Genomic DNA, 12302 nt, shown 5'->3' with positions numbered 1-12302 from the left:
AAACAGAGCAAGGAGCGCACATGCAGACGCACACTGTCAATATTCCTGGCGACCAAAACAGCCACTTGCTGCTGGAGGTGGACTTCAAATGGCTGATGGCGGGCCAAGGCTATACCGTGGACCCGGAACGCCTGCTGCGCGACCCCGCCTATGCCGACACCTGCCTACAGTGTGCCCAGCGCTCCCGCTGCATCGCGCTGCAAAACTGCGCGTTAAACCTGCGTGAAATGCTGGCGCAGACCCTTCACTAAATTTTCTGCTGGCCCGCCAAGCGCAGAGCCAACACACTCAGCGCGTCGTAGGCCGCACCGGCCTCTGGGTTCCAGGCTGTCACGGCCAGCGCCTGGCGGGCGATGGCGGCGGTGTCGCCCCGGGCGGCCGGGCCGGTCAAGGCGGCAGCCGGCCCCAGCGTGGTGATGTTGTGCACCGCATGGGCCAGCAAGCTGGCGCGCAAATCGGGAATCAGCTCGGCAGGCACTCCGGCGCTGCGCCATGCGTCTTCGGCCACGCTTTGCAGCACCGGCAGGAAGTTGGTGGCAAACACGGCCGCCGCGTGGTACAGCAACTTTTGCTCACTGGCCACGCTGAAACAGCGCGCGCCGATATCGGTGTAGGCGGCACGCAGCAGGCCGCAGGCGCGGGTATTGCCCTCCAGCGCGCAGGCCGTGCCGGGGAACTGGGCCACGGCGGCCTCTACCGAGGCAAAACTCAAAATGCAATGCGCGCTGGCTGTCTGCCAGCCCAGCGTCACCAGCGGTGCCAGCAACGCGCTGTCCAGCGCCCCGCTGCAGTGGAAAGCCACGGATTGCTCGATCAAGGCCGAGGATTCCGCAAACGCCGTAGACAGCCCCTGCACCACCTGCGGCAACGCGGTATCGGGTACAGCCAGCATCCACACATCGGCTGGACGCATTGCCTGCAGTGTCTCTACAGGATGGCCCGCGCCGATGGCGGCACAGGCAGCCTGCGCGCTGGCGGGTGTGCTGGTCAGCACGTCTTGCACCGCAAACGTACCCTGCTGCTGCCACAGCCGTGCCAGCGTTTGGCCGACACGGCCCGCGCCTACCAGGTTGAGTATTTTCAAAAGATTCGCTTTCTGTAGTGGATGGGCATCACTTATTTTGCCAAAGATGCGCACGCCCCAATACTATTACTTTGATAGCTGCCCGCGCAGGTGGAATCTGCGCAGGCGGCACATATTCCTTAAAAAACCCGGCAAGCCAAGAACTGGCATAGTCGTTGCACGCCCGCAGCTCTTTAGGCACACCATGCACACCAATACCCCATCTGACTCCGGCCTCCAGGCGAAAGCGCTGGTCGAAAGCTTTCTACAAACCATCATGGTGCCCGACCCCGAGGGCGCGCGCGCCTTCACCGCGCCCGACCTGCGCATCCGCTTCACCGGAGGCCGCGAGATGCGCGACCCGGCCGAATGCAGCCGCTTCAACGCCAGCCGCTACACCTGGGTGAAAAAGCGCTTTGAGCAAACCGACGTGGTGGCCGGCGCCACCGAGGCCGAGGCCATCGTCTACAACATCGGCACGCTGTTTGGCGCCTGGCCCGACGGCAGCCTGTTCGAGGGCAACCGCTATGTAGACCGCTACGTGGTGCGCCAGGGCCTGATCGTGCAGATGGACGTGTGGAACGACAGCGCCGAGTGGCTGCTGCAGCGCGCGGGCCTTGCAACATGAGCAACACACCATGAGCCTCGCCACCTCCACCCAGGGCATGGTCACCAGCCCCCACGGCCCGGCCACCGAAGCCGGGCTGGCCGTGCTGGCCCAGGGCGGCAACGCCATCGAGGCGGTGATCGCCACAGCCGCCAGCCTGTGCGTTACCTACCCGCATTTTTGCGGCCTGGGAGGCGATGCCTTCATGCTGATTGCCGATGCGCACGGCCAGGTGCACAGCCTGTCGGGCATCGGCCAAGCCGCCCAGCACCTGCCTGCCTACAACGGCAGCATCCCCACCCGTGGCCCGCAGGCCATGCTGACCAGCGCGGCGGCGGTGGACGTGTGGGGCCAGGCCTTTGCCATCAGCCGCGACCAGTGGGCAGGCAACCAAAGCTGGGCCGGGCTGCTGACCCCCGCCATCACCTTGGCCCGCCACGGCTTTGCCATCTCCGAATCCGAGCGCTTCTGGCTGCAGTTTCGCCAGCCCGAAGCTGCGACCCTGCCCGACGTCTACGCCCATTTTTTGCAGGACGGTGCCATGCCCGCGCCCCAGCAGCTGCGCTACCAGCACGCGCTGGCCGCCACGCTGGAGACCCTGGCGCTGCGCGGCCCGCGCGACTTCTATGAAGGCCAGCTGGCGACCACCATCGCCCAAGGCCTGGCCGAGGCCGGTTCGCCCCTGACCGCCGCCGACCTGGCCCAGACCCACGCCCGCGCCGAAGCCCCGCTGCAGTTGCCCTACCGCGACGGCACCCTGGTGGCCCACCGCCCGCCCACGCAGGGCATCACCACGCTGGAGATCATGGGCATCCTGGACCGGTTTGACTTGGGCGGCATCGCCGAGGGCAGCGCCGACTACTACCACCTGCTGGTCGAAGCGGTGAAGCGCGCCTTCATCGACCGCAACCGCTTCGTGGCCGACCCCGACCACGCCCCGGTGCCGATCGAACGCCTGCTGTCGCCCGCCCACCTGGACCAGCAGGCCGCGTCCATCCGCATGGACCAGGCCCTGCCCTGGCCGCACCATTTTCAGACCGGCGACACCGTGTTTTTGGCCGCGGCCGACCGCGCGGGCAACGCCGTGTCTATGCTGGCCACCACCTACTTCGACTGGGGCAGCGGTGTCATGGTGGGCGACACCGGCATGCTGTGGCACAACCGGGGCGCGGCCTTCTCGCTGGACCCGCAGCACCCCAATTGCCTGGCACCGGGCAAGCGCCCTTTCCACACTCTGAACCCCGGCATGTATTTGCAGCACGGCAAGCCCTCCATCTTGTACGGCACGCAGGGTGCCGACGGCCAGCCGCAAACCCTGGCTGCCATCCTGACCCGCATGATCGACTACGGCATGGACCCGTACACCGCCCTGGCCCGCCCGCGCTTTCTGCTGGGCAAAACCTTCTCCGACGCACGCGATTCGCTCAAGCTGGAAGACGATGTATCGGCGCAAGTTTTCCAAGACCTGGCCCGGCGCGGCCACGCCCTCAGCCCCCTGCCCGCCCACAGCCCGCTGATGGGCCATCCCGGTGCCATCCGCATCGACCCCACCACAGGGGTGATGACCGGCGCGCACGATCCGCGTAGCGATGGGCGGGCGATGGGGCTGTGAGGGTGCGCCGGTTTTTATCATTTTCATAGCTTCCAGCGCAGGTAGCATCTGCGCTGGAGCCCTAAAAAGCATATAAACTTTCGGCCCGATTGCAGCCTCTCACCACACCCCGAAGTAAGCCACTGCAGCGCAGAAAATAGCGCTTTAAACAATACGGTACTTATGCCCCATCCGTTCCCCATGCCGAACCCATTGCCACCTTCAGGCGCGCCGAGGCAGATGCCGCGCACAAGTTCTGACTGATTAAAGCCGTAGCCCAAAAGGGTCCGATGGCCACCCAGGCGACATTGGAAACAGCGGCAAAGGCTGCAAAACGCAGGGATACGTATGCAAAGAAGCTGGATGCCCTGGGGGTGGAGCTCAAGGACTGAGCCCGGCTCTGGAATACAGCCCAACCAGAGCCACAAAACCTTACAATGTAAGGACAATAACGGCAAAGCAGGACTGGCTTCCTTATGTCAGATCAACAAGGCCTGGAAAGCGCTCCTCCAAACAAAGTCTTGGCCGAGGGCCTGACGCTGTCCGAACAAGGCGCGCATGTGACGGCGCTGGTGTCGGCGGCAGAAAACCGCGCACCGCTGAGCGCGGCAACCGTGCGTGAGTTGCTGGCCCAGGGGGGTTATGGGGCCTGGATGTTGCTGGACGATGGCCTCAACCTCCTGATGGAGGGCTGGGAAGGCCACGCTGGCGCATTCGATGTCGACATTGCCGAAAAACGCAATGCCTCGGTGGAAGTGCAGATCACGAATAACGGTGCCCTGGCCTGGTTGCAGGTGTCGCCCCCGCAAGGCGGCCAGAGTCTGCTGGGTGCCGACGTAGCTGAGGCCATACGCCTAGCCGGGGTCGTGTTTGGCATCGATGAACAGGCCATCCCACAAGCCTGCACTGCCGCAAAGTCCGTCCAAATCGAAGTAGCCCGCCAGAGGCCACCCGTCAGCGGCGTGGACTCCGAATTTGAATTACTCATCAAGACGGTGGCCGAGCGCGCGCCCAAGGTCAATGAAGACGGTCTGATCGACTTCCGCGAAATGGGTGACATTCCTTTCGTCCAGCCCGGCACGCCGCTGATGCGCCGCCACCCCGCCACGCTGGGCTTGCCCGGCTGCGATGTGCGGGGCAATGCCATCAAGCCGTCGCCAGGCATCGACACACCCTACGCCAACACCCTCAAGGGCGTGCGCTTCGCCCACGACGAGCCCGAGGTGCTGGAGGCGGACATCAAAGGGCAGCCCGTGAAGGTGGAAAACGGCATGCTGGTGGAAGATGTGCTCGCGCTTGACAAGGTGGACATGGACAGCGGCAACGTTACTTTCGACGGCAGCATCCAGATCAAGGGCGATGTAATGGCCCACATGAAAATCAAGGTCACGGGCAACATCATCGTCCGTGGCACGGTGGAAGGGGCGGAACTGGAAGCCGGTGGCGACATCCGGATCGACGGCGGGATCGTTGCCCATTCCAAGATCAAGGCAGAGGGCTCGGTGTCGGCACGGTTTATCGAGAACTCCATGGTTTCAGCCGGCACCGTCATTTCTGTAGATGACATGGTGTTGCAAAGCGAACTGATGGCGATCAACCAGGTCATCGTAGGTGTCAAGGCACAGAAACGCGGTCGGATCGTCGGCGGCACGACGCGCTGCATGATGAAGGTGCAAGCCCCGCAGATCGGGGCCGACGATGCCAGTGGCGTAACCACCGTGCAGGTGGGGGTCAACCCTATACTGGAAGCCCAGTTGCTGGAGATTCAGGCGCAGATCGTCAAAATGGAGGCCGAGCAAAGCAATCTGAAAAAGGTCGTCCAGCATCTCAAGGCCAACGGGGACAAGAACAATCTACTGCCGCGCGCCCAGGCCTCCTTGCAGCAGGTCCTCCAGGGGTGGGGTGCGCGGCTAGCGGAGAAACGCAAGATCGAAGGACAGCTCGCCATGTTCCAGGACGCGGCGATTGAGGTCAGCCAAGGTGTAGAAGGTTCGGTGATTCTGACCTTCGGCAAGCGTTCATGCCGCCTTCACAAGCCTTACAGTGCGGGGGGCTTCAAGTTCGACCAGAGTGGTCGCATCTTGCATATCGACCCACAGAAGACATTCACCATCGTCGGCTGAACCGACTGAAGTCGGCCCGGCATGACGCCATTCATACCTAAACGGCCTCTGGTGAGAGCTTGTCTAGCGCCTCACTACACTGCGCCCCATGCGCCCTCCTCCCCCACCACACTACGCACCAGATTTACTCACCGCCTACTTCTGGAGCGGCGACACCCTGCGCAGCCGCAATGTCAGCGGCACTGTGCTGCACGGCTTGGTCGATGTGCCTGCGCCCCCGGCACGTCTGGTGGCGGATTGGGCGCGGGATGCGACTTTGCGTCTGGGCCTGGAACCGGGGAATGTGGAGGCCCTGTCTTTGCCAAGGGCACGGATGCGCTGGCCGGACTATCGGCACTGCGTGCAGGCGGCGGTCGATTGGACGCAAGCGCACGGTCTGCAGAACGTGCTGGCCGCCAGTGATGTCGCCTTGATGGCCTGCCGCGGCGCGCGCTACCACCATGACGGTGCGCAGTACGGCGGTGCGGCGTTTTGTAATCTATTTTTGAGCGAAGACCAGGGGCTGGATGTGCATTTCCCCGTCATCGACCTGCGCATTCCTCTGGCCAAGGGCACGGTGCTGGTGTTCGATACGGGCCAGCCCCACGCCGTGGTGCCGCGTGACAGTACGGCTTTCAACGTAGCCGACTTCCCACCTGAGCGCGATTGCACGCTGGTTTTTCTGACCTGGGAGTTGCCCGTCGAACAAGCTGATGTGGGCCACGCACTGCAAATTAACTTTGACACCGACCCTGCGACGGCCTTTAGGCTGGATGCCGAACAGGTCTGGCGCAACGGCGCACCAGCCGCTTTGTGCCCAGAATCGGGTCGGTGGTGCTCGGCTGGATGAGCGCCCCAGCCTCAGCCCCGCAACGCCAACACCCAGCGCGGCAGCCGGTTCAATACCGCCACCAGCCAGCGCATTTGCCAGGGAAACACGCACACCGCCTGTCGCTTGCGAATGGCTTGGGTGATGCGCGCCACCGCCTGCGCTTCGGACAACAAAAACGGCTTGTGGCGGGCATCGCCGCCGTTTAATGCACGCAGTTTTTCCGTGTCGATGTAGCCGGGCACGATGGCGGTGACCGCGATGCCAAAGGGCTGCAACGCCAGGCGGTAGGTTGCGCACACGCTCAGCACGTTGCGCTTGGTGGCGCTGTAGAGCGACGCGCCAGGGTAATCGTGCAGCAGCCCGGCAACCGACGCCACCGCCACCAGATGGCCTGCGCGCTGGGCCAACATCTTCTCTGCCGCCCGCTCGAACGCGTGGTTCAGGCCACTGGCATTGGTGCGCAGCATGCGCAGTGTGGTGGCGGCATCCAGCGGGTGGCGGCGGGTGTTGAAGTAGAAGCCTGCGGCGACGACCACCAGGTCCAACCCCGGCGCGGCAAAGCGCGCAAACATCTCCGCCAGGGCCTGCGGGTCGGCAATGTCCAGCGCGTAGGCTTGCAACTGCGGCGGCAAGTCGGCGGGCAAGCGCGCCAGATCGCGGCCACACACGGCCACGGTGTCGCCCTGCTGCAGGTAGTGGCGGGCCAGCGCCAGGCCGATGCCGCTGGTGCCGCCCAGGATCAGAACGCGCATGCCTGGGCCCGGTTGTAGCGGTCTACGTTGCGCATGCGGGCCGGGGGGCGCTGCAGGGCTTCCAGGCCGCGCTGGTAGCCGTACTGCCATTGCGCGTCCATGTAGCACACGTAGGTGGCGTGGTCGGTGGGCAGGGCCAGCGTGATGCGGTTGCGCCGCCAGTCCAGCTGCTTGTGGATTTGCTGCACCGGCAACGCGGTGGTCACGTCCGAAGTGTCAAACCACACATCCGCGAGCTGGCCGTTGACCTGGCGCAGGCGCTGGTTGCCATCCAGCCCCAGCACGGCGCGCCAGGCGGGAATGGAAAAGGTCTGGTCAAACGACTCCTTGAATTCGATCATTACCTCGTCGGCCAGGCGGTGCGCCAGCTCAATAGGGAACAAATCGACCACGCCACCGATGTAGTGGTCACCTGCAAAACGGTGGCTGGGGAAGTAGTAGAAGTCGGTGATGGACATGCGCGCCGCCTGCTCCAGCGGCAGCGTGGCGTCGGTCAGCACCGTGTCGGCCACCGCATGCTGCCCCCAGTGCGCATCTGCAAACGGCGAGGCCATACCCTGGGCCAAGGCGGTAGCGCGCGGCGGGCCGAACACGGTCTGCGCAAACAGCTTGCGGCTGCCACGCGGCTGGCCCACGTCCGCCGGGCCAAACAGCAGCTTGCCACCGATGGTGACCACGTCTACTTCCGAGTGGACCGCAGACGGCGGCAGCGGCAAGGCGGGCGGCACGTCAAACAGGTAGTCGCGGAACAGGTCTGGCACCACCGGTGCGGGCTGGCGCGACCACTTACGCCGGGCGGCACCCAGCAGGGTTTGGGTAATGCTGGCCTGCGGCGCGGGCTGCAGGCTGCCCCAAAACTGGTACATCTGCGGCGAGCTGAGCCAGGCCTTGCGCTGCGCATCGTTGGGCAGCGCCTGCACCAGCGCCGCCGCAATCGCCCCGCCGCAGGTGGCCAGCAGCACATCGGGGGCCCGGCCTGCATCGCGCGCAGCGGCGTACATGCCCAGGTAGATGCCAAAGCGGAAACCGCCCCCGGCAAACACCATGCAGCGGCGGTATTTTTGTGTCGAATTCATCCGGCTAAGATAACCCAAAGAATTGAACAAGGCAGTGCATGGAACCAGGAGTCGCAGTAACCGCACGGCAACGCCTGGTGCATGTGGGGATCAACGGGCTGGTGTTCTCACTGTGCTACCTGCTGGCCAATGCGCTGGCGCAGCAGCGCGGCACCACCCGCCACATCGCCTTTGCGTGGGAAGCACACACCCCGTTCTGGCCCTGGATGGTGCTGCCCTACGCCAGCAGCGGCATCCTGCTGTGCGCCGCCATGTGGCTGGTGCCCAGCCAAGACGGTCTGCGCGTGCTCAGCCTGCGGCTGCTGCTGGCCACGGTGCTGGCGGCGCTGGTGTTTGTGCTGTGGCCGCTGCAGTTCAGCGGGCAGCGGCCCCCGGTGGCCGAACCCATCCCCGCCGCGCTGTTCCGGGCGCTGGCGCTTGTCGACGCGCCCTACAACCAGTTTCCTTCCCTGCACGTAGCCTTTTGCGTGCTGCTGTGGGCACCGCTGCGCGACCTGCTGGCAGCCCCCTGGGCGCGTGCGCTGCTGGGCGGCTGGCTGCTGCTGACGGCGCTGTCCACGCTGTTCACCTACCAGCACCAAGCGTTGGATGTCGTGGGCGGCGGGCTGCTGGGCTTGGCCTGCATTCGCGTGGTGCGGCCAGGGCGAAGCGAAGCCCCTGTGGCCTTGGTTTACCTGCTGGCCGGTGGCGTGGCGGGCGTAGTGGGCAGCGCCCTGTGGCCTGCGGCCCTCACGCTGTACCTGGTGGCCAGCCTGTGGCTGGTGGCCCTGGCCTATGCGCGTGGCAACCGCCACTTTTTGCACAAAACCCAGGGGCGCATCCCCTGGTGGGTGTGCTGCGTGTACGCACCGTATCTGCTGGGCTACCGGCTCACGTGGTGGGCGGTGGTGTGGCGCGGGCGGCAGCATGCGCCAGTGCGACAAATCACGGCCCAACTGTGGATAGGCCGCCGCCTGCGCCATGCCGAGGCGGCGCAATTGCCGCCCGGCTGCACGGTGTTTGACCTGGCCCACGAGCTGGGCGAAACCCCGGCCTTGCGCAGCCACCCGTACCAGCACTTCCCCTTGCTCGACATCGTGGCCCCACCCGCCGCCGTGGTGCAAGACATCGTAGCGGCGCTGCGGCGGGAAACTGCCGCGGGCCGCTGCGTCTACCTGCACTGCGCCATGGGCTTGCGCCGCAGCGTGGTAATCGCCAATGACTTCATGTCACAAAACCTATGAGCTTTTCTGTCTACCAACTCAAACCCCGTTTCCAGCAACTACTGCGCCCCGTGCTGGCGCGGCTGGTGCAGTGGCGGGTCACACCGAACCAGATCACATTGCTGGCGATGCTCTTGTCGCTGCTGTACGGCGCAGCCCTGGCCTGGCAGCCGGGCGACCGGCGGCTGTGGGCCGGGCTGCCGGTATTCATGCTGCTGCGCATGGCCTTGAACGCGCTGGACGGCATGCTGGCCAATTTCAGCGGGCAAAAAAGCCATTGGGGCGCGCTGCTCAACGAGATGGCCGACCAGGTGTCGGACGCGGCGCTGGTGCTGCCGTTTGCGCTGGCCGCAGGCATCTACGCGCCGCTGGTGGTGGTGGCGGCGCTGGGGGCCTTGCTGGTGGAATTTGCCGGGGTGCTGGCGCTGCTGGTAGCGTCGCCCCGCCGCTTTGACGGGCCCATGGGCAAAAGCGACCGGGCGGTGGCCTTTGGGCTGCTGGCCCTGCTGCTGGCGTCAGGTGCCCGCAGCCTGTGGCTGAACGGGCTGCTGGTAGGGGTGCTGGTGCTGCTGGGCTGGACGCTGGTTAACCGGCTGCGGTCGGCGCTGCGATCCGGCGCGCCACCGACACCGTAAAAATCCCCGCTAGTCCCACTTCGCTGTGTACCTTGTGGCAGCCGATGCTGGCCACCAGTGCGTCCATTTCCGCCTGGGGCCGGGGGCGCATCTGCCAGGGCTGACCCAGGTGGTTGGTCAGCGTCTGGGCGATCATGCGCAGCTCGGGGTGCCAAGGCTGGCCGGTGTAGACCAGGTGGCCGCCGATGGCCAACTGCTGGGCAATGCCTTGCAAGGAGAGCAGCACCCGTGCGTTGTCGCTGAATAGCTCGTACAGGCCAGACACGATCACGATGTCGTACGGCCCCTCGTCCGCGGGGTAGCTGGCCAAGTTGAACGCGTCGCGGCACTGGTAGGTGATCGGGTTGCGCAGGCCCCAATCGCGACTGAGCTGCTCGGCCTGCGCCAGGTTCTGCGGGTCTACATCACGCAGGGTGATGGCGATGTCGCGGTTCTGGAAGCGCTTGACGGTCTCCAGCACGTAGCGCCCGCCGCCTGCGGCGATGTCGAGGATGCGCAGCGGTGCATCCACCGGGTGTAGGGCAATCAGTTCGCCCAGCAGTTGCTGCAACTGCACTTTGCGCTGGCGGATGCCGCGCCAGCCAATCGCGTCCAGGTAGCCCCGGTCGATCAGCGCGCCCACGCCCCAGCGGCCACCGGCCTGGTTGCGGTAAACGTAGTCCAGCGAAGCGCCCGAATCAAAGCCCTGGGCCATGCCGATCTGCATGCCATTGCTTAGGTGGCCCAGGCTGCCCAGCATGCGCTTTTGCAGCGCGAAAAACGCGTTTTCCACCGCGCTGCCGCCCATGCCCTGCTGCAGCGCCTGGTAGCGGTGCGCACTGGGGCCTACGGTGTCGGCGCTGTGCTGCTCGGCCAGCGGTGGCAGGTCTTTGGCAAAGCACTCTGCGATAAATGCCCGACTGGCCTCCAGCGCTTTCTGCGCCTGGGGTTGGTCTTCATAAAAGATAGCATGGTGGCAATTGGGAATGACCAGGTAGCGTTTGAAGCTAGAGGCCAGACTGTCAAAAAACCGGCGTTGCGGGCCGGGCTTGACCACATAGTCCTTGTCGGCCACCAGCATCAAAACAGGGGTGTCGATGGCCTGCGCGTCGCCGACCACGCGCTGCGCCGTGTCGGCCAGGTCGAGTAGCACGCGGGCCGAAATGCGCTTGGTAATCAGCGGGTCGGCATCGTAGGCCTGGGCCTGGGCGGCGGAATGGGTCAGCATGCCCGCGCGGATGTAGCTGGTCACCGCCAGGTCGGGGGCAAACTTCAGCGCCAGCCGCAGCGCGGGTTTGGCCAGCGGCACATACAGGTTGATGTCAAACGCTGCCGCCGCCATCACCACGCCGCGCACCCGGGGCGCGTAGTCGTGCAGCCAGGTGGCGGCAATCACCGCGCCCACGCTGTTGGCCACGACGAAGATGTCCTCCGCCGCAATGCCATGGGTGGCCTGCAGGTGGCGGATGAAGCATTCAAAGTCTTGCACCAGGGTGGTGAAACTAGGCGCATCACCGCGCTCGCCGGGCGAATGCCCGTGGCCGCGCGCGTCCCAGGCAAACGCCCAGTCCTGCGGGCCGGCCAGAGCCTCTACCAGCGGCTGGATGCGGCCCGAATGCTCGTGGCCGCGGTGCAAAAACACCAGCGCCCTGGGTGGCCCGTCTACCCGTGGCTGTACAGGCTGCCAGCTGCGGTAGAACACACGGGTGCGGTCAAAACTGTCAAAGCCAGACTCTTGCGGGGTCCAGGCGGTAGATAAAGATTGCGTCATGCCAAAGTCTCACATGGGCTTGCATGGACGCGGGTACAAAGCACCCAGCGCCATGCAAGCTGTTTCAGGTTAAAAGGGTCACAGCATCAAGCCGCAGTACAGCAAAGGCGCGGTCAGCACCAGACTGTCTACGCGGTCCAGAATGCCGCCGTGACCGGGAATGAGTTGCGAAAAATCTTTGATGCCCAGGCGGCGCTTGGCGGCAGAAAACACCAGGTCGCCCGCTACGCCGGCCAGCGACAGCAGCAGGCCCAGCGCCAGCAGCAGCGGCAGGCTGGCCAGTTGCAGGTACCCGCCCAGCGCCGCCGATACCGCCAGGCTGGCCAGCACGCCACCCGCCAAGCCTTGCCAGGTTTTGTTCGGGCTGACGCGCGCTGCCAGCCGGTGTCGGCCAAAGCACTTGCCGCACACAAATTGGGCAATATCGTTCAAGGCCGTCACGGCAAACAGGTAGAAAAACCAGGCCAGGTTCACCGTGGGCATGGGGCTGCGTTGCAACAGATGGGGCAAAAAGCTCAGCCCTGCGCACAGCAGTAAAAACAATAGCAGCACCATCTGCGCAGGCTGGCGGCGCAGCCCGAAAACCACCGCCTGTACCAGCAGCAAGGCCAGCAGCAGCGCTGTCGCCATCGCCGCGCTGTGCAGCGCCAGCGCGGTCTGCAACACCAGTACCGCCGCGCACACCCATTGAA

Annotated in this window: 12 protein-coding genes; 7 read left to right on the top strand and 5 right to left on the bottom strand. The window is 65.1% G+C overall.

The features are described 5' to 3' along the window. Positions 1 to 251 (top strand): hypothetical protein (locus ABI213_RS04690; protein WP_348026253.1); only part of this gene is annotated, 251 nt, incomplete at its 5' end. Here the strand turns inward: ABI213_RS04690 and ABI213_RS04685 are convergent. Further along, a complete protein-coding gene (locus ABI213_RS04685; RefSeq protein ID WP_348005957.1) occupies positions 248 to 1084 on the bottom strand; it encodes a DUF2520 domain-containing protein in 837 nt (278 codons plus the stop codon). The two genes, ABI213_RS04690 and ABI213_RS04685, sit on opposite strands and share 4 nt — an antisense overlap. Before the next feature lie 184 nt (positions 1085 to 1268). Between ABI213_RS04685 and ABI213_RS04680 the strand changes: the two genes are divergently transcribed. The 4 genes from ABI213_RS04680 to ABI213_RS04665 all read left to right on the top strand — a co-directional run bounded on the left by ABI213_RS04680 (position 1269) and on the right by ABI213_RS04665 (position 6213). Continuing rightward, positions 1269 to 1691: a nuclear transport factor 2 family protein gene (locus ABI213_RS04680; protein WP_348005958.1), complete on the top strand. Its 423-nt coding sequence runs from the start codon at positions 1269 to 1271 to the stop codon at positions 1689 to 1691. 10 nt (positions 1692 to 1701) lie between these two features. Then, on the top strand, positions 1702 to 3282 hold the full coding sequence (locus ABI213_RS04675; protein WP_348005959.1) for a gamma-glutamyltransferase family protein: 1581 nt from the start codon (positions 1702 to 1704) through the stop codon (positions 3280 to 3282). A 455-nt stretch (positions 3283 to 3737) separates the two neighbouring features. Beyond that, a complete protein-coding gene (locus ABI213_RS04670) occupies positions 3738 to 5384 on the top strand; it encodes a FapA family protein (RefSeq protein WP_348005960.1) in 1647 nt (548 codons plus the stop codon). 88 nt (positions 5385 to 5472) lie between these two features. Next, a complete protein-coding gene (locus tag ABI213_RS04665) occupies positions 5473 to 6213 on the top strand; it encodes a hypothetical protein (protein WP_348005961.1) in 741 nt (246 codons plus the stop codon). A gap of 11 nt (positions 6214 to 6224) precedes the next feature. Here the strand turns inward: ABI213_RS04665 and ABI213_RS04660 are convergent, their stop codons facing one another. Together ABI213_RS04660 and ABI213_RS04655 are read right to left on the bottom strand one after the other, a co-directional pair. Beyond that, positions 6225 to 6947 (bottom strand): SDR family NAD(P)-dependent oxidoreductase, encoded by a 723-nt coding sequence (locus ABI213_RS04660; RefSeq protein WP_348026251.1) that lies wholly within the window; start codon positions 6945 to 6947, stop codon positions 6225 to 6227. After that, on the bottom strand, positions 6935 to 8023 hold the full coding sequence (locus tag ABI213_RS04655; protein ID WP_348005963.1) for a patatin-like phospholipase family protein: 1089 nt from the start codon (positions 8021 to 8023) through the stop codon (positions 6935 to 6937). Before ABI213_RS04655 ends, ABI213_RS04660 begins: the two co-directional genes overlap by 13 nt. A 38-nt stretch (positions 8024 to 8061) precedes the next feature. Here ABI213_RS04655 and ABI213_RS04650 point away from each other — a divergent pair, with 38 nt between their 5' ends. Together ABI213_RS04650 and ABI213_RS04645 are read left to right on the top strand one after the other, a co-directional pair. Next, on the top strand, positions 8062 to 9246 hold the full coding sequence (locus ABI213_RS04650; protein ID WP_348005964.1) for a phosphatase PAP2 family protein: 1185 nt from the start codon (positions 8062 to 8064) through the stop codon (positions 9244 to 9246). Further along, entirely contained in the window at positions 9243 to 9860 is a 618-nt protein-coding gene (locus tag ABI213_RS04645; protein WP_348005313.1) for a CDP-alcohol phosphatidyltransferase family protein, read from the top strand. The genes ABI213_RS04650 and ABI213_RS04645 overlap by 4 nt, the downstream gene beginning before the upstream one ends. Here the strand turns inward: ABI213_RS04645 and ABI213_RS04640 are convergent. Both ABI213_RS04640 and ABI213_RS04635 read right to left on the bottom strand, forming a co-directional pair. Then, positions 9811 to 11610, bottom strand: a complete 1800-nt coding sequence (locus tag ABI213_RS04640) for a bifunctional alpha/beta hydrolase/class I SAM-dependent methyltransferase (RefSeq protein ID WP_348005312.1) — start codon at positions 11608 to 11610, stop codon at positions 9811 to 9813. The two genes, ABI213_RS04645 and ABI213_RS04640, sit on opposite strands and share 50 nt — an antisense overlap. A gap of 78 nt (positions 11611 to 11688) precedes the next feature. Then, on the bottom strand, positions 11689 to 12302 hold a 614-nt coding region (locus ABI213_RS04635), incomplete at its 5' end, for a phosphatidate cytidylyltransferase (RefSeq protein WP_348026249.1).

This window comes from Rhodoferax sp., from assembly GCF_039922535.1.
In the GTDB taxonomy this organism is placed as follows: Bacteria; Pseudomonadota; Gammaproteobacteria; order Burkholderiales; family Burkholderiaceae_C; genus Rhodoferax_B.
Note: the sequence above shows the minus strand (reverse complement) of the source record. Positions and strands in the feature narration are given on the sequence as shown.